The organism is Pseudoalteromonas sp. XMcav11-Q (genome assembly GCF_040104525.1).
Lineage (GTDB): Bacteria > Pseudomonadota > Gammaproteobacteria > Enterobacterales > Alteromonadaceae > Pseudoalteromonas.
In genome coordinates this window covers 198,249-218,975 of record NZ_JBECOX010000008.1, presented here as the reverse complement: position 1 = coordinate 218,975, position 20,727 = coordinate 198,249, and the positions used below count along the sequence as shown (strand labels likewise).

Below are 20,727 nucleotides of genomic sequence, written 5' to 3'. Positions count from 1 at the left end.
GCTACCCAAATCCGCCGCGCATTCCGCCTTGTTTCAAGTGTTATTTAACTACAATGGTGTAGCAAGTAGTAAGGTATCGGTAAATAACCAATTAGAAGCCGAGTTAATTGCCCTAGATAATGGCACTGCGAAATTTGACTTAACCCTATCTGTTGATGATACAGATGATACCCTTGTGTGTGACTTTGTTTATGCAACAGGGCTTTATGACCATGCGCTTATTCAGCAATTTGCCGATGATTATTTGGCACTCGTCCAGTGCTATTGTGCTAAAGAGGCGCTGCCGATTGACGACTTGGTGCTCAAATCAACGAACTTACCGACAAAGGCGGCAAATATCAATCACAACATCAGCCAGCCGATGCTTGTGCCGCAAGCAATCAGAAGTATAGCGCAAACTCAAGGTGAGGCGATTGCAGTGGTTGTGCCAAGCACCAATGGCGAAGCATCGCGGGCCCTAACGTATCAGCAGCTACAATCTCAAAGCCTACAAATTGCCAACAACTTAGATGTTCCAGCGTCAATCATTGCGCTGATAACAACGGGCGATATGAGTGACATTGTCACTATGCTTGGCGTAATGCAAAGTGGCCGTGCGTATTTACCTATTGATGGCAATATGCCCACTGCCAGAGCGCTACAAATGCTAGCGCAAGCTGAGTGTAATACGGTGGTGGTAAGTGTCGAAACGCCACTTTGCCAAGCGCTACGAGAAGCTGACATCAGAGTGCTTACATATAGTGAGCTGAGCCAAAACAAAGGAGCGCCGCAGCAAACTTATTCACCAAGTTTTGATGATAGCGCGTATGTGTTGTTTACTTCTGGTTCTACTGGTGTGCCCAAAGGGGTTGAGATCAGCCATGGCGCGCTGAGTCACTATTGCAGCAGCATCGCGGCGAGATTGAGTTACAACCAAGATACGCGAGCGGGTGTGGTCACAGGACTTGCCACGGACTTATGCTTAACGGCTGTCTATCCGGTGCTTACTCATGGCGGCACTGTGGTACTCACCCTTGCAAACCAAGCGCCAGAACCTGCCGAAATCGCAGCCAAGTTAGTGGCTGAGCAAGTTAACTTGATAAAATTAACCCCTTCTTTTGCCGCGGTGCTTTTGCCTCAGTTTGCTGAGCAAAAGCCCGCTATTTCGCAGTGGGTGTTAGGTGGAGAAGCATTAGGTGAGCAGCTTGTTGATAGCATTCGCGCGCTGACGCCAGCAGCGCGTATTTTCAACCATTATGGTCCGACGGAGGCTTGTGTTGGAGTAGTTTGTCATGAAGTGACAGACAGCAGGCTAACCGGCCACAGTTATCCGATCGGTGCGCCTTTGGCACATGTCACCACCTGCGTACTCAACAAACAGGGGAAGCCAACACCCGCAGGCATGCCTGGAGAGCTCTATATTGGCGGGCCGAGCCTCGCCAAAGGATATATAAATGCGCCTTCAGAGACCGCAGCTCAGTTTACAAGTAGCTTGCAACATAGTGCCCAATGCGCCCGTTTTTACCGCAGTGGTGATAGCGTTAGGCTGAATGCGAGCGGCGAGCTTGAATTTCTCGGTCGAATTGACAAACAAGCGAAAATTCGCGGTTACCGCGTTGATCTCAATGAAATAGAAGCTGCTCTGTTAGCGCTTGATGAGGTATCGCAGGCAGCAGTCGTGGTGCGCAAGCTCGGCAAGCAAGATGCTTTGGTTGCTTTTGTGGTAAGTGGTGGTGGCAGCCATTGCGCCGCAACCAATCTGCGCGAGGTGATCCGCCAAGGCTTGAAGCGTCGCTTGCCCGAGCCGATGATCCCAAGCTGGATAGAGCTTTGCCAGCACTTACCCACCCTGAGTAATGGCAAGATAGACCGCCAACAATTACAGTCTTTGGCATTAACTTCTCAAAGCCAAAGTAGTGAGGTGACAAGTGCGTTGCAGCGACAGTTAATCACACTCTATCAAACCTTAACTGGCGCACCAGAAGTGGGGCTGCACGATAGCTTTTTCAGCATCGGTGGTCACTCTTTATTGGCAATGCAATTACTCAATGAACTAAGAGCCCAGCTCTCGGTGGAGGTGAGCTTAAAGCAACTGTTTGCCAATCCTAGCGTATTTGAACTAAGCGAGATACTGGCTAACTCTCAGTCTCAATCTTCATTACCAAGTCTACAACCTGCGCCACCACAGCCCAATTATCCTTTGTCATTTGCACAGCGGCGCTTGTGGTTTGTAGACCAACTGCAAGGGCACAGCAACCAGTATAACCTACAGGGCATATTTCAATTGCAAGGCAAACTGAATACCAAGGCCTTAGAGCACGCCTTTATTGCTGTGATTAAGCAACATCCAGTCTTGGCGTTTAATTATCATCAAAATGAGCAAGGAGAACCGCACCAAAGCATTAACCTTGATGCTCGATTTACCTTGATTAAGCACGACTGGACAGATAAATCCGCTGAGCAACAAGCACATGCGTTAGAGCAAGCTATCGCAGAAGATTACGCAACCAGCTTCGATTTAAGCCGTGATTTAATGCTGCGCGCCAGTCTTTATCAACAAGAGGCGATGCAGACTACCCTTGTGATCACCTTACATCATATCGCTGCCGATGGTTGGTCTATTGCGTGTTTGAGCGAAGCGTTAGAGCAGGCTTACAAATCCGTGCTCAGCGGCGAAACCTTATCGCTACAAGAGGTGCATTACGTTGATTATGTAATGTGGCAACAGCAGCTGGAACAGGGGGAGTTATGGCAACAGGAGCTCGACTATTGGCGTATGCAATTACAAGGTCTGCCCAAGGTTCATGAATTACCGCTAGATTGTAGCAGAGAAGCAAAAACCTCTTTGCGTGGCGCCTTAGTGATTGAGCCTATACCTGCGGCGCTGGTCAGTGCACTTCGAGCGTATCAAACTCGTTCAGGGCAAACCTTATTTGTGTTACTGCAAACGCTATTTTCATTGTGGTTAAGCCGCTTTTCTCAACAGCGCGATGTGGTTGTTGGTACGCCGGTATCAGGACGTCACCTTAAAGCATTTGAAAATATGATTGGTAACTTTATCAATACTTTAGTGCTTAGGAGCGAATGGAGTGAAGACACCAGTTTTACCCAAGCGTTACAGCAAACCCAAGGCTTACTCAACGACGCATTGCAACATCAACATATTCCCTTCGATGTGTTAGTGGATGAGCTAGACGTTGAACGCTCAAGCGCCCAGCATCCGCTGCATCAAATCGTGTTTCGGGTAAATAACCAGGTAAATGAAAACCTTAGGCTAGCACAATTGGAAGTGACGCCCTGCCAAAGTAAAGTACGCGGTGCCAAATTAGATTTGGAAGTCGCAGTGATAGACGAGGGGGATGTACTCACCGTTGAATGGCTTTATGACAGCAATTTGTGGCACGAAGCGAGTGTAGTTAGTTTCCATCAGCAGTTTTGTTATGTGTTATCGCAGTGTCTTGCAGAGCCAAATACTCCGTTGTCAGCATTGTCATTGTGGCCCGCTGAGCAGCAGTTAGCGCTATTAAAACAGCTGCAAAGTGTTGCGGTAGAAGTGACAGAGCAACAGCCATGGGTGACTCAGTTTAGTCAGGCGGCTCTTCAGACTCCACTACAGACTGCGGTGCGCATGGGGGAGTTTACTTGTAGTTATCTCACCTTAGAAAAATGCGCGAATCAACTCGCTAATAGCTTATTAGAAATGGCATTTGCCGAGCAAAGTCGCATTGCTATTTTACTGCCGTCTTCGAGTTACATGGTGGCTGCGGTACTGGCAATATTAAAAGCGCGCCATACCTATGTGCCCATTCATCATGACACGCCAACCGATACCTTAGCCTATATCATGAATGATGCAGACATCGTATTGACGCTGGCGCTAAGTGAAGATGCCGAGCGCTTGATTGAAGCCGGTAGTGACTTTTTGTTGCTTGATGATCTGTTCGAAGCCGAGGGGAACTTTGCGTTTTACGATACCTGTTTGCTGGTAGATGAAGACGCATCTGCATTTAACCAAGCCGAGCTTGCCTATGTTATTTATACCTCAGGTTCAACCGGGCAGCCAAAAGGGGTGCCCATTAGTCATGGCAACCTCAATAATTATCTGCGCTTTGCGTGTCAGCGCTATCTGCCACAATCCGGTGATATAACCAAGGCAGTACTCAGTACACCGCTGGCGTTTGATGCGACGGTGACCGCCTTAGTGCCTATCTTAATGCGAGGTGGTGAGCTTGAGTTGCTTCCCATGGGCGTCGAATTGTTGCCCGCCTTACAAACGCAGATTTTTGCAGCTAACGAAGCCAAGTTATTCAAGTTAACACCGGCGCACCTACGCGCGGTATTCGCATTAAGTGACGCACAAACTCATAGTAATGTTGCCCATCGATTTGTGGTTGGGGGTGAAGGGCTGAGCGCAGCTTTGGTTAATAAGCTGATGGATAAGCTCCCTAATGCGCAGTGGATAAACGAATATGGCCCAACTGAGGCAACAGTCGGCTGTAGTATCTATGCTGTAAGCCATGAGTCGCGCCACTTGTTCGCGGGCCACGAAGAAGTGCCTATTGGCCATGCTATCGATAATATGACCCTTGCGGTAGTCGACGAGTTTGGCGAACTGGCTTTACCCAATATGCCCGGAGAGCTTTGGCTAGCGGGAGGTGGGGTGTGTGAAGGCTATATTAATCTCGCGAGTGTGACGCAAACACGCTTTGTTGAGCAAGCAGTGCCTGCGTCTGGTACTTCAAGCTTGCGTTGGTATCGCAGTGGCGACAAGGCAAAGTGGCAGGCGAATGCGCGCGGTGAGGCAGACTATCTTTGTTATTTAGGGCGGTTAGACGAGCAAGTAAAATTGCGAGGCTACCGTATTTCTCTTGTGGCAATCGCCCATCAAATCGACGCGTTGGTGCAAGTAAAAAGCTGCGCTGTGAGTGTTGATGAAGCACAAGAAAGCCTAGTGGCTCATGTGGTTTTAAATGGTGAGGCTAAGCTCACACTCGTGCAGTTGCGCCAAGCTTTATCGCAGTCGTTGCCCAGTTACATGTTACCTGCCGCGCTGGATATCGTTGCTGATCTTCCACTGACTGCAAACGGAAAAGTAGACAAGCAAGCATTACAGCTTGCCTATCAGGCACAGGCGAAAAGCCAAGAGGTCGCCGAGGTAATTGATGGATCTAAGCTCACAGACATACAGCGTTATTTACTTGAGTTATATCGTGAGCTATTACCGAGCCCTGTACAGAGTATTAACGATAGTTTTTTTGACTTAGGTGGGCATTCGCTGCTCGCCATAAAAGTGATCAGCCGAGTGCGCAGTGAGCAGCGGCGAGATATCACCTTGCCACAACTTTTTGATGCGCCAAGTATTGCAGCGTTTGCTGAAGTGATAACCGCAAGTTCGATGATTGCGCACAGCAATACCATTGAGCCGGTATCAAGAGCCCAAGCGTTACCTCTGTCTTTTGCTCAGCAGCGTTTGTGGTTAATCGATCAGTTACATGAGCAAAGTCTGCAATACCATATGCCAGCGAGCTATTGGTGTGAAGGAGCCTTAGATATTGACGCTTTAACACAAGCGTTAAGCGCGATTGTTGCGCGTCATGAAGTGCTCCGTACGGTCATCGTTCCTGCAAGTGGTGATCACGGTGCTGTGCAGCAAGTTCGTGCCCAAGTAGCTTGTCCTGTGGAATTAGTAGATTTGTCTGGGCTGAATACCGCCGAGCAACAGCAGCGTTGGCAAACATTACAGCAGCAATCGCTCAGCAAGCCTTTTGATTTATGCCAAGACACTATGCTGCGCGTTATCTGTGTACAGTTTAGTCACAACCGATTTGGACTCTTGTTTAACATGCATCACATAGCCAGCGATGGTTGGTCGATGGCGCTGCTTGCCAAAGAATTTGTGGCGTTTTATCGGCACTTTAGTGAAGCGCCAGCGTATTCGTTGCCAGAGCAATACGCTAAACCGCTAGCGGTGCAGTATGCAGACTTTGCCTACTGGCAGCAGCAACAGCAAGATAGCTATCAGGTAGATCTTGCCTATTGGCAAACTCAGTTGCAGCGGTGTCCTGTTGTTCATGAATTACCGCTGGACTTTGAGCGACCACAAGTTCAGTCCTTTGATGGTGAATGCATTCGTCATACTCTTACAACGTCGCAAGTTGAGGCGATAAAAGCGCATTGCCAAGCACAAGGGGTGACTTTGTATATGTGGTTGCAAAGTGCCTTTTCGCTGTTGATGCTTCGTCTTAGTCAAACGCAGGATATTGTCATTGGCTCGCCCATTGCAGGACGTGAGGTGAAAGAGTTAGAGGGGTTACTGGGGTGCTTTGTGAATACCTTGGCTATTCGCGCTCGCAAAGTGGGGTCGCCTTCATTTAACGACTGGCTAAGTGAACAAAAACAGGTGATCTTGTCGGCTTTTTCCCATCAGAATCTACCCTTTGAGCAGCTTGTTGATGCCATTAATCCACCGCGCAGCTTAGCGCATTCGCCCGTATTACAAATACTCTTTGCACTACAAAATAACGAACAAAGTAACTTCAAGCTACCTCACCTAAAAATCGAGCAACAGCTTGAGCTTAAGCCTGCAATGAAGTTCGACTTAGAAGTCAATGCACAAGAATCGGGCAGTGAGATCACGGTGCAGTGGAATTATGCCAAAGCCTTGTTTAAACACACTAGCGTACAGGCGATGGTTGATGCTTTTGTGACGTTAATTGACGCGGCGCTGACAAGCCCTGAGCAAAGTGTGAATACCTTACCATTAGTTGATAGCAAAGTACTCAGCGAGTTAGGGTTTGCCACGCAAGCGCAGCCGCAATCTCCTTGGTTTATCAGCGATAAAATACGGGACTTTGCTCAGCATAGTGCACAGCAAAATGCTGTACGAGATATGACTGGCAAGCGGTTAAGTTTTGGCGAATTGGAGTCACAAAGTAATCAACTTGCGCGTTACTTGATTGAACAAGGCGTAACGGCAAGGTCGCAGGTCGCAATAAGCTTAGCGCCAAGCTGTGAGCAAGTTGTGGCACTTTTGGCAACCTTAAAAGTCGGGGCCGTGTATGTGCCGCTTGACCCAAATGCACCGAGTCAGCGTCAGCACTATATATTGCGTGACAGCAAAGCGACTTGCCTTATCACTACCTCAGCGCTACTTCCGAACAGCGCAGAACTTAGCTGCCGTTTGGTGCTAATGGACACCGCACCGCATTGGCAGAACATGCCTGTAGAGGCGCTAGCGCCATTAAGTGATATTGATGCGCCTGCTTATATGATTTATACCTCTGGCACTACAGGGCGACCCAAAGGTGTGGTGATCAGCCATCGTAATCTACACCTTTACCTTGAGCATGTTAGCCACAGTTATCTCCAAGGCGATATACAAGAGAGCGTTGTCAGCACGCCTTTAGCGTTTGATGCGACAGTAACCAGCTTATGGGGAGCGCTGGTTAATGGCCTTGGAGTTGTATTATTGAATGATGGCGAGCAGTTAATCACAGAGCTTAGTGCGTGTTTAGCGCGCGAAGAGTCATTGCTGTTCAAGTTGACTCCAGCCCACTTGCAAGGCGTGCTGGCACGATTACAACCGAGCAATGCTGCGCACCACATTGTGGTGGGGGGAGAAGCCCTATCTAGCAGCGTGGTTGCTCAAGTCGGGGCACTGATGCCACAGGCTCATTTTTATAACGAATATGGCCCAACAGAAGCAACGGTCGGTTGTTGTGTGTATCGCTGTAATGGCCAAGATGCGGTTTCGCTTGCGCAGCAATCGCAGCGCTTTGTGCCAATCGGTAGCGCCATTCAAGGCACTCATTTGGTGGTGCTGGATCAGCATCAACAGCCGGTGCCGATGGGCATGCCTGGAGAGTTATACATCGCGGGCGATAATGTGGCTCAGGCGTATTTTGGGTTGCCTGAGCTCAGCGCCAGTAAATTTGTGTCATTGTCTTTGAACAATGACTCGCAGCGTTATTATCAGACGGGCGACCAAGTGCGTTGGCTGCTAGATGAACAGGGCAACCCTAGTGTGCTGCAGTTTATTGGTCGTCGAGACAACCAAGTTAAACTGCGTGGCTATCGCATCGAACTTGAAGAAATTGCGGCTCAGCTTGAGCACCTAGATGCAGTGCAACAAGCACATGTGTTACTTAACGAAAGTAAAGATAACTTACTGGGCTGTGTGGTACTAACTACACCATCGCACAGTGATGCCATTTATGAGCTTGAACAGACGCTACACACTCAGATATTAGCCTCGTTAGCAGAGGTCCTACCAAGTTACATGTTGCCTTACAAGCTGTATGCACTGGCTGCTATGCCACTTACCAATAATGGCAAAGTAGACGCGGGAGCACTTGCACAACTGGTGCAATCGCAACTGGCGCAAGTGCTTACAGCACCTTTAGCTCCTATGACTGAACTACAAACGCTGCTGGCAGAAATTTTTGCTCAAGTGCTCAATACTCAAGTTCGAGATATTAACAGTAACTTCTTTGAGTTAGGAGGGCACTCTTTATCAGCAAGCCAAGCGGTTGCCTTAATTGAGCAGGCGCTTGAGATGCCCATTACCTTAAAAATATTGTTCGAGCGGCCAAGCGTAAGCGCACTTGCAACTTGGTGTGAGATCCATCGTGCAGCCAAAGCGGCGGACGAAAACGGTCAGTCTGAGGAGATGTTTTTGTGATGAATGAACAGCAAAGACAGATAGAGGCATTGATCGCAGAAGCATTAGCAGCTGGCGTGACCTTGTATGAAAAAAACGGTGGCTTGGCATTTAAGCAAACCGCTGGGTTTCCTCCACAGTTAAAACAGCAGGTGGTTGAATATAAATCAGAGATCATTGCCTATTTTCAGCAACAAAGCCATGATGTGGCGAGCTCATCGCCGAAAATAGTCGCGCAGCCAAGCGCGGGGAAAATCTTACCGCTGAGCTTTGCGCAGGAAGGACTGTGGTTTATTGAGCAACTGCAAGGTAGCAAGCAGTATTATATGCCCGCTGAGTTTTTGTTACGCGGCAAGCTTAATATTCAAGCAATGCGCAGCGCTGTACAAGATGTGCTGCAGCGCCACGAAATACTGCGCGCTAGGTTTGTAAAAAATGAACAAGATGGCCAACCCCAGCTGCAAATAACGGATGACGTGATTGCGCCGTTCGAGTGGCTTGATATCAGTGTAGCAGCTGAGGAAACACGGCAAGCCTATATTACTTCACACCTTGAGGCCCATCAGAACAAGCCTTTTGACTTGGCTCATGATTGTTTGCTTCGCGTGCTGGTGGTAAGTAATGGCGATGAGCATCACCTTGCTTTTAATATGCACCATATTGTCTCTGACGGGGCGTCAATGGCGCTACTTGCACAAGAGATAGAGGCTGGCTATTGCAAACACATAGGCGCATCTTATACACCGCTTGCAACTATGCAGGTGCAATATAGTGATTTTAGTCAGTGGCAGCGAGCACAGCTAACGCCAGATCGCATCGAGGCACCACTGGCGCAACTAAAACAGCAATTTGGCGAATTAGCGCCGTTGCAGTCATTGCCTTGTGATTTTGTCCGTCCTGCGGTGCAGTCGTTAACGGGGAAGGTATATCGCCAAGCGCTTGATGCGTCGTTATTTGCGGCGATCTCGACACAGGCGAAGTCGCTCCAGCTCACACCCTTTATGTGGCTGCTCAATACCTTTATGTTGTTTATCGCAAGGCTTACGCAATCGCAGCAGGTGGTTGTAGGCACGCCAGAGCTTGGCCGTCATCATCCTGAATTAACGCCGTTAATTGGCTTGTTCGTTAATACCTTAGTGATGCAAGCAAAGCTTGAAAGTGATATGCCATTTAGCCAATGGTTGCAGCAACAAAAAGACCTCAACTTAGCGGCATTTGAATACCGCGATATTCCTTTTGATAAAGTGGTGGAAGCGGTTGGTGCTCCAAGAGATTTAAGTCACCATCCGCTAGTGCAAATATTATTTACACTGGAAACCCCTGATAAGCGTGCTTTTAAGCTTCCGGGATTATCGGTTCAAGAAGTGCAAAAACAACAGGCGGATAGCATAGCGGTAAAATGCGACTTAGAACTCAATGCCGTAGTTGATGAGCAGGCACTTTATTTACATTGGAAGTTTGATAGCCATCTTTACACAGAAGAAACCATCAAACATTGGGCGGATTGTTTCCATACGCTGCTTCAAGCTTGTGTTACAGCCCCTCATACCGCCGTTGGTGAACTTGCGTTACTGAACCAGAAGCAGCAACAAGCATTAATAACGGGCGCTCAATGCCAAGCGGCAACTTGGCCTAAGCAAGACACCATCACCAGTTTATTCACGCGCTACGCCGAGCACTTTGCCACACGTACTGCCGTGCAAGATAGCACGACTATGCTGAATTATCGTGAGCTTAACGATCGAGTCAATGCGCTGGCGGTAATGCTGTTACAACAAGGGGTCACGCCACGAACCATGCTGGTGGTGAGTGTATCACGCAGCATAGAGATGATAGTGACCTTGCTAGCAGTGCTTAGAGTGGGTGCTGCCTATGTGCCGGTAGATCCCGACTACCCGCAAGAGCGCATTGAGTATATTTTGGGAGACGTGCAAAGCCCATGGCTGCTTTGTGACAACGCTACGCAGGCACAGTTTAGTCAGCTTTCATACCAGCTAATTAATGTGTCACAGGCAGAGCATCAGGCCAGCCGCGAAGCCCTCAAGCAGCTTGATGCTATTCAGATTGAGCCGCAAGACTTGGCGTATATGATCTATACCTCTGGCACCACAGGGAGACCAAAAGGCGTACAAATTGAGCATCGTCATGTGGTGCGCTTACTTCATGTAGAGCCCAACTTATTCGATTTTAATGAGCAAGATATTTGGACCTTGTTTCATTCCTTCTGCTTTGATTTCTCTGTGTGGGAGATGTATGGCGCGTTACTCTTTGGTGGTCATCTTGTGGTTGTGGATAAAGCGACTGCGCAAGACACTCAAGCTTTTGCTCAGTTGTTGGTTGATGCTCGTGTTACGGTCTTAAATCAAACGCCAAGTGCGTTTTACGCGCTACAAGCCACGCTACTCAATGACAGTCAGCTGGCGAGCCAATGTGCAGTGCGGTACGTGATTTTCGGTGGTGAAGCGTTGCAGCCAAGTAAGCTACAACCTTGGGCACAGCACTTACCAAATTGTCAGTTAATCAATATGTATGGCATTACCGAAACCACGGTACATGTTACGTTTAAGGCGCTGGAGCCTGCGGATCTGACGCTCGGCACCAGTAATATAGGTCGTGCTATTCCGACCACCAGCTGCTATGTGCTTGATGACAAGCAAAGGCTCTTGCCGCAAGGTGCCGTGGGCGAGTTGTACGTAGGGGGCGAGGGGGTTTGTCGGGGTTATTGGCAACGTGACGAGTTAAACGCCACTCGCTTTATTCAAAACCCATTTAGTGAAGCGTCTGAGCAGCGATTATATCGCTCAGGTGATCTCGTGCGCTTAATGGCCAGCGGTGAGCTGAGCTATGTTGGTCGAATTGACGACCAAGTAAAGGTTCGGGGTTATCGCATTGAATTAGGCGAAATTGAAAACCAGTTGCGCCACCATCCCGAAGTGGCTGAGGTCACAGTGCTGTTAAATCGGCAAAACCCAGAAAATGTCTGGATCTGCGCCTTTGTGGTGTTACACAAACAGGTCGAGTTCGACGACATCACTTTAGTCATGCAGCAGTTTTTAAAACAAAATTTACCCGACCATATGTTGCCGGCCAAAGTGCAAGCGGTTTCAGCTATGCCACTGACCAGCAATGGCAAAGTAGATAAAAAAGCACTACTGCAGCAACTTGATACAAGCTTTAACGAAAACACTTATGAAGCACCGGTTGGCGAGCTTGAAACCCAACTAGCAAGCTATTTTGCTGAGACTTTGCAGCGCGAATCAGTTGGTCGTTATGACGACTTTTTTAGACTCGGCGGGCACTCGCTACTTGCTGCAAAACTGGCAAATCATATTCGCAAGACGCTGCAAATTGAGTTACCGCTGCAAGCGATTTTTACGCACTCTACAGTACAAGGTTTAGCGGCTGTACTTGAAAAGCAAGACGCGCAGCTAAGTGCTATTGCTGTGGTGGATAAAACCAATGGCGTAGTGTTGTCTTTTGCTCAGCAGCGTTTATGGACACTAGATCAAATGCAGCAGGGCAGCCAGCAATATCAAATTCAAGCGTTATTGGTGTTTTCAGGGGAGCTTGATCTGAGCGCGTTCGAGCAAAGTTGGCAAAAGGTGCTGTCACGGCATCAGGTGTTGCACTCGGCTATCACCAACACTAATGATGGGCCTAAACAGCACCTTGTGGCTTTGCCTGAGCATTTTGTTACGCTTATTGACGTCTCCACACAATCACCGCTTTGGCAAACTGTGGTTTGGCAGCGCGCGGTACGGGACGACCAAGCGCAGGGTTTTGATCTTAGTAAAGATCTAATGATCCGTGCAACTCTGGTTCGATTCTCATCAGGCTATCATCGTCTTATCGTCAATATGCACCATATTGCTAGTGATGCTCAGTCTATTGAAGTATTAATGCGAGAGCTCACACAGTTTTATGCCCATTACACCCAAGTCAGTGAACTTGCCCATGACTTGATTGCGCCACCTGAGGTGCAATACGCGGATTATGCCCATTGGCATCGAGCACAGTGCCAAGGCGCGCAGCAAAGTGCAGACATGGCATTTTGGTCTGCGTACCTTGACGATGCGCCGCCACTACATCAATTACCGCTCGATACGCCTCGTGGGCAGGCCGTGAACAATAGCGCGCAAGCATTTACTGAGCAGCTAAGCGCTGAAACATGGCAACGGCTACAACAGTTTTGTCAGCGTTTGGGAATAACCCCGTTTATTTGGTTGCATAGCGCGTATGCGGTGGTGCTTGCTAAGTTTAGCCAAGTGGATGATCTTGTGATTGGTGCGCCATTTTCAGGGCGGCATCACCCACAAGTGGAGCAGTTGATTGGCTTTTTCGTCAATGCCTTGCCAATTCGCGTGAAGGTCGATTGGCAGCAGAATTTCAGTCAGCTACTCGATATACAAAGAGAGCAGATTGAGCAAGTACATCAACATCAATCACTTCCCTTTGAGCAGCTCATTGACCATCTTGGTGTTAGCCGAGAGCTAAGTCACCAAAGTGTTTTCCAGTTGAGTTTTGCGTTTAATCCCGAGCCACAGCACACACCAGAGTTTGTGGGGCTCAGCACGGAAGTTTTAGCGTCGGAAAACGCGCGTGCCAAGTTTGACCTAGAGCTCAGCGCAACAGTAAATGGGCAAGGGTTGAGATTGCACTGGCTATACAACAGTGGATTATTTGAAAGAGAAACCGTAGCTAGCATTGCAGAGTGTTTTAATGTTGTGATCGCGCAGTTACTAACGCAGCCTGATTGCGCACTTGCGGATATAAAACTTTGCAAGGAGCAGAAGCTAGAGAGTCATGCGATTTCAGGCAAATCAGCGCCGGAACACTTTGAGCAGTCAGTGCTTGAGCAAATTGAGCGACATATGGCAGAGCCTGCACAAGCTGAGCGGCTCGCAGTAATTGACACAAACTCAAATCAAACCTTGAGTTATGGTGAGCTTAATGAAAGAGCCAAGGCATTGGCGGCGCTGTTATTAAGTGAAGGGCTGCAACCAGAGCAGCCTGTGCTTGTTGCGATGACGGGCAGCGCAGATCTCATTGTGGCGATGTTGGCTGTGTTAAAAGCGGGTGGATGTTATGTGCCTGTTGACCCTCATTACCCTCAAGCGCGAGTCAATTACATCGCTAAAGACAGCGGCGCAGCGCTGGTTTTAACCAAGTGTGAGTTTGCCGCTCGCTTTGAGGTAGCAGAGTTAGATGATAACGACATTGAGGCTGAATATCGCTCCTCACATGTCATTTGTGTTGATGACGCCAACGTGCAGGCGCGCCTTGCGACAATATCACTACCTCAGCAGTTTCCAAAAGTTAAAGCGGAGCAGCTGGCCTATGTTATTTATACCTCAGGCACAACAGGTAATCCTAAAGGCGTGATGATAGCCCATCAAGGGTTGGCGAATTTATGTGGTTGGCACCGACGAGCTTTTGCGGTGGATAATCATAGCGTTGCGAGTCAAACCGCCAACCCCGCCTTTGACGCGGCAACATGGGAAATTTGGCCTTATTTATGTGCTGGCGCGAGCCTCGTGTGTGTGACAAAAGCGGTGCTACAGTCACCGGCCGAATTAACAGCCTGTTTCAATACACACCAAGTCACGCATAGTTTTATTGCAACGCCAATCGCTCAAGCGCTGCTCACTGAGTCTTTGTTTAACCCGCAAAGCTTGCGCTATTTATTGGTTGGCGGCGATAAACTCGGTGCGCTTCAAGCAAAAGAATACGGATTTACCTTAGTCAATAACTATGGACCCACCGAAGCCTCGGTGGTCGCGACTTCAGGTGTGGTTGAGTTTGACGGAAAGGTGCCAGATATCGGCTTGCCCGTCGACAATAGCCAGCTATTTATTTTAGACCCACAACTGCGTGCTGTGCCTCAGGGGATGATTGGGGAGTTATACGTAACAGGGGCAGGACTTGCCAGAGGATATTTACATCAACCACAGCTTAGTGCTGAGCGTTTTGTTGAGCTACAAGTCTCTCCCTCGCACATGGTGCGAGCCTATAAAACGGGAGATTTGGTTCGCCTGCTTAGCAGCGGCCGTATCGCCTATATGGGTCGTAACGATGGACAAGTAAAACTGCGAGGGTATCGTATTGAACTGGCCGAAATTGAACAGCAAATTGGGCTGCTATCGAGCGTACAAGAATGTGCAGTTCAGATAACCACAAGCGCATCAGGGCAGCCACAGTTGCAGGCATTTGTGGTAACAACAACTGAGCCTCAAGTGCTTCAAGCCCAGCTAAAGGAAAGACTACCAAGTTATATGGTGCCAGAGCATTTTGTCATGCTCGCAAGGCTACCTTTGACACCGCATGGCAAGGTTGACCATCGTGCCTTGGCAACACTTGGTAAAACTCAACAGACTATCACAGTAACCGAGCCGAGCGTGGTCACACCACAGGCTAACAGCATGGTAGCCCAGTTACTGGCGATTTATCGGCAGGTATTAAATACACCATCGATGACCGCTGAAGATGACTATTTTGCGTTGGGCGGCGACTCTATTTTGAGTATTCAAATCGCAAGTAAAGCCAAAGCACTCAAGTTACCTGTTAGTGCTACCGACGTGTTTACCTACCCCAGTGTTTCGGCACTTGCAGCAAGACTTGCCCAGCAAGATATTCACCTGACTATGGGTAAAGAAAGGCAGCCATTGGTTGGTCAACTCGATAAATTACCAATTCAGCATTGGTTTTTCGCCCAACAATTTGCCAAACCCAGTCATTGGGATCAAAGCGTGTTGGTGAGTGTAGATAAATCCGTCACACCAGCGCAGCTCAAGCAAGTGATAGGGTACTTGATAGCTCAGCACGATGCGCTACGTTTGGTGGTTGCGGATGAAAATACCCTATTTGTACGTGATGGCATTGATATTAAAAAGGTATTTACGGCGCATACGCTTGAGCGTGACGCATGGCAAGCTGAGCTGAGCGAGTTCAGTGAGCAAGTGCTGCAAGGTTTTGCGTTTACTGGCACGCCACTGTTTAAAGCAGTGTTATTTGTTACACCTGACGGCGAAGCCAACAATCGCTTGCTGTTTAGCGCACATCACTTGCTAGTGGATGGCGTCTCTTGGCGTGTGTTACTTGAAGATGTAAGTCAGCTATTACAGCAGCAAACAAACAATGTGCCGCTGGAGCTTCCTGCCGCAAGCGCGAATTTGGCTGAACTTACCGATTTTTATCGTGAACTTGCAACCGATGAGCGTGGTTTGCGCAAATGGCAGAAGGTGGCTGCACTGGCTGAAACTTCGCACTTATTGAGTCTTAAAGATACAAGCGCGATCCCAACCATAGCCAAAGTTCGCCACACATTGTCAGCAGCGCACACCCGTGCGCTACTGGGATCCGCCAACACCAGTTACGGTACGACGGCGCAAGCATTGCTGCTTAGTGCGCTTGCCTGGTGTGCGCAAAAGTGTGGTGCAGGCAGTGAAGTGATCATGCTAGAAGGGCATGGTCGCGAGTTACTGACGGAGGCACTGGATAGCAGCCGAACCATTGGCTGGTTAACGGCGCTCTATCCAATGCAGTTATTTAGTAATGGTAGCCGCTTGCATGATGTGATTTGCAGTATCAAGGCAGAGCTTGAAAGGAGCGCTAAAGTCGCCAGTAGTTATGGTGCAGCGCGGTATTTACACCCAGAACCAAACGTTCGCTCGTCGCTTGAGATTGATACCCGAGGCTTACTGTTTTTCAACTATTTAGGCCAGCTAGATACAGTCATTGAGCAACAAGGTTTGCTGGGCGAGGCCCGTGAGTCGACTGGCACTTTGGTTGCAGAGTCAAACCTCAGTTACTTTGGAGCGCAGCTAACAGCGGCAGTTGTCGATGGTCAATTGGCGTTAACGTTAGAGTTTGACAGCCTGCGCTTAGCATCTGAAGCAGCAGAGCGATTAAGTAAAGAGATACTCGAAAGTCTAATTCAGGTCATCGAGCATTGCCAATCCCAGCCTCAACGTCATTACACAGTCAGTGACTTTGCACTTCTCAGCGGCATTTCTGAACGGCAGTTACAGCGCATACTTGGGCAGGTTGAAGGGGAAGTTGAGGATATTTACCCTCTAACTGGTTTGCAGCAAGGCATGTGGTTTCACAGTCAAACGGCACGAGAGGCGCACACTCAAAGCACGCTACCTTACGTCGAGCAAACCAGCTTATTGCTACAAGGTTGTGTGGATATTGAGGCGTTGAGTTATGCTTGGCAGCAATTGATTAAGCAGCACAGCATATTACGCTCGGCATTTATAGACGTTGCTGGCGAGCCGCTGCAAGTGGTCTGTAAACATGCCGATGTGCCACTCAAACTGCTGCACAGCAGTGTCATTGCAGAAGAGCAATCGCAAATAGTGAAATCACGGGCCGCGGTGGAGCTTGCCGAGCCGCTTAGGCTTTCACAAGCGCCTTGTATGCGATTGAAGTTAATTGCTTTTGAGGATGGCAATGTTGGGGTGGTTTGGACTTATCATCATCTCATCATGGATGGTTGGTCGCTGCCGGTATTATTTGCTGAATTATTGGCATTTTATCAAGCCCGTTGCCAAGGTGAGTTACGGCCCATTGTGGTAGATAATTTCCGCGATCATATCGAATATTTGCATACGCATGTTGACCGCGACGAAGCGTTTTGGCGGGAGTATCTGGGTGGAGTTAGCGCGCCCACATTACTCAGCGAAAAGGTACTTCACACTGAAAATCACACTGAAAATAAAGCGGCTGGTGTTAAAGAACTTAGTGTGACTTTACCGCAATCGCTGCAAGATGCCGTGACTCGCTTTACAGGCGAACAAGGACTTACCGTCAATCAGTTTATCCAAGGGCTCTGGGCGTATTGGGTGGCAAATTGCTGCAACGAACCGTATGCCTTATTTGGTCAAACCATTGCGGGCAGACCTACAGCGCTTAGTAGAATGGCGCAGCGCGTTGGCTTGTATATCAATACGCAAGCGGTCCATATCGCGATAGATCAAGCTGCGCGTGTGAAAGATTACCTGCAAGCGGTGAAGTCGCAGCTTACGGCATTGGCGCAGCACCCGCATACACCACTGACACAAGTTCATCAGTGGTCGGGTATTGAGAACGACAGTCCATTGTTTGATTGCTTGTATGTTTTTGAAAATTATCCGCAAGATCCGTTGCAAAATAGCGCTGCGCTGCCATTTATTGCAACAACCTTAAGCGAAGTTGACGAAACACACTACCCATTGACCTTTGTGGTCGGCGTAGGGGCGAGTTTATCGCTCACGCTGAGCTATCAGCAGCAATGCTTTGATGAAGTGTTTATCGAGCAAAGCCTTGCGGCGATGCAGCAGCTGATGTTAGCTGCGACACAACAGCCCGAACAAACACTTGGGAAATTGTCTTGGCAGTCTCAACACGCGCAGTACAGCAAGGCATTGCCTCTACCTACTTTTTCACTGACGCAAGCGGTGCAATATCAAACGCCAAATTTACCAATTCAGCAATTATTTGCTCAAGTTGCTGCTGAATTTCCTGAGCATATTGCTATTCGTGAATATAGTACCGCCTCTGGGGAGGCTCGCTGTTATCGCTATTCACAGCTGGATAAAGACGCCAATCAGCTCGCCCATTACCTTGCTTCACGACTAGAGCCGAGTACAGCCCCCGTTATTATTGGCCTGTGTCTAGAGGCGAATTACCAGCTTATTGTGGCTATGCTTGCGGTGCTCAAATTGGGCGCAGCTTATCTACCAATTGCACCAACACTACCCGAGTCTCGACGTCGTTTGCTGCTGCAAAATGCCAATGCAGCCATGCTGGTTTCTAAAACAGAATATTGGCAGGGTAGCTCGGAGCAGGTGGTGCCTCAAGTCGATTTAGATAGTATTCAGGGCGCTTTGGCTGAGCAGCCTAGTCGTTGCTTTACTGCGCCATGCCAGATTGACGACCTCTGTTATGTAATTTATACCTCGGGCACCACGGGCATGCCAAAAGGGGTGATGGTGGAGCATGCCAGTGTCGTTAATTATGTGCAGGCATTAGCCGCGCAATATGCGATTACGCCAAGCGACAATTACCTGCAATTTGCTAGCATGAGTTTTGATGTGTTTGCCGAAGAAGTCTTTTGTACTTTACTTCGTGGCGCAACCTTGGTGATGGCACCGACAGACGACATGTTGGACCCCAATAAGTTGGCGCAATTAAGCCAAGATGCCGAGTTAACGCTGATGAGTTTACCGACGGCGTATTGGCATCAACTTGCAGCGACTTCAGTCACCTTGCCAACCTCGCTGAGGATCATCACCATAGGTGGCGAGCAAATGCTGATTGCCGCGCTCACCGATTGGCAGCAGCGCTATGGCGACCATATTCGAATTATTAATGCCTATGGCCCGACCGAAGCAACCATTTCTGCAACCCTTAATGATGTCACACACTTCAGCGGTGCACGCGTGCCGATCGGTCAACCCGTCGAGGGTTTATCTTTATATTTACTTGATGAACAGCTTCGAGCGGTGGCTACCGGTGTGGAAGGGGATTTATACATTGCAGGTATTGGCCTTGCCAGAGGCTACCTCAATGACGAAGAAAAGACGCAGCAGGCCTTTATCATTGAGCCAAATAGCGGCCAGCGACTTTATAAAACCGGCGATCGTGCTTGCTGCTTAGCCTCAAATGAATTGCTGTATCTAGGCCGTGGTGATGACCAAGTTAAAGTGCGCGGTTACCGCATCGAACTGGGTGAGATTGAGCGGCAACTTCAGCTGCTAGACGAAGTTGCTGCGTGTGCTGTGGTGGTGCGTGAAGATAGCAGTAACAACGCGCAATTAGTGGCATTTGTGCAGCCAACGCAACATACGGAAGTGAATGATGCAGCTCTGCGAGCGCAATTACGCGCAGTACTACCCACTTACATGGTCCCTGAGTTGTTTCAATCAGTTAGCCAACTTCCGCTGACAACGAACGGCAAAGTAGATCGCAAACAGCTCATTGCGCTGGCCGGATCATACACTCCGCCTCAACCCTTGCGGCAAGAGGCTAAGCTGGAAAGGCTTACACCACTACAAACTCAATTAGTGCAGCAGTTTGCTAGTCGTTTGCTGGTGGATGGAGTGTACCTTGACGATAACTTCTTTAATTTAGGTGGTCATTCGCTATTAGCGATGCGTTTAGTGGGTGATATTAATCAGCACCTACAGCTCAATTTGCCACTGTCGGCACTTTTTGAGCATCCGACTGTGCGTGGGCTCAGCCAGTATATTCAAGCATTGAGGGATAGTTTCGGCGAATGTCATGGTAAACCTCAATCGCTTGAAACCTTAGTGTGTTTGCAAGAGGGCGAGCTTGGTTTTACACCAGTGGTGTTGATTGCGGGAGCGGGGGGTTGGTTAATGGCATTTCATGCGTTAGTGAATGGGCTTGATAGCCGTATACCCGTTTATGGCTTGCAGCCAGAGGCGCTAGCCGAGGAACCCGAGACGCTAACCTCGATTAGACACACCGCAGCGTATTACTTGAGTGTATTAGCAGGCGCTGAACTTGGTGAGCAAGTGCATTTGGTCGGACATTCTTTTGGCAGCTTTATCGCCTATCAACTTGCCACTTTACTTGAGCAGCAAGGTCGAATTGGCTGTTCGGTAACTGTGATTGATACGCCTGTACCGAGCAACCCAGCGCTTAACTTAGATGAAGCGCAAATCGCACAAATGATGCTGGATAATCTGATAGCGTTTTTTCGTCTCAGTGTCTCTGATGCGGAAATCAGTGCCTATAAGCAAGGTGAAGCTTCAACACGCATTGCCTATCTCAATCGCTGGATACATCAAGCTGGATTTAACTTTAGTGATGCGCATTTACGCCACTTTCAACAAGTTTTTAGTGCCCAACTGCGAGCAAATATTGAGATGCCGTCTATGCTTAGCGACACCCTAATCTGCGTTGTAAAAACGCAGCAAACGCAAGAATTTGAAGGCCATCCTGTGAATAAAGACATGGGATGGAAACCATTTAGTCACTCTCTCTCTTGTTATGAAGTCAAAGGAGATCATTTGTCCTGCCTGCAAGCCGAGCAAGTAGGGCAGTTGGTTAACATAATTGAGCGCAACTATGTGTTGCACTAG

The 20,727-nt window shown here is 48.7% G+C and carries 2 protein-coding genes (1 of these 2 cut by a window edge); both read left to right on the top strand.

Annotated features, from left to right (window positions below; genetic code table 11):
* Nucleotides 1-8,659 carry the 3' portion of an amino acid adenylation domain-containing protein gene (locus tag ABMY45_RS14765; RefSeq protein ID WP_349289071.1) on the top strand. Its footprint begins 1,169 nt before the window's first position, so only the last 8,659 of its 9,828 coding nucleotides appear in the window; the start codon falls outside the window, past its left edge; it ends in the stop codon at nucleotides 8,657-8,659.
* A complete protein-coding gene (locus tag ABMY45_RS14760) occupies nucleotides 8,659-20,727 on the top strand; it encodes an amino acid adenylation domain-containing protein (RefSeq protein WP_349289070.1) in 12,069 nt (4,022 codons plus the stop codon). Before ABMY45_RS14765 ends, ABMY45_RS14760 begins: the two co-directional genes overlap by 1 nt.

Excerpts from the sequence above, each read along its gene's own strand:
- ABMY45_RS14760 (WP_349289070.1), top strand. The coding sequence starts at position 8,659 with ATGAATGAACAGCAAAGACAGATAGAGGCATTGATCGCAGAAGCATTA.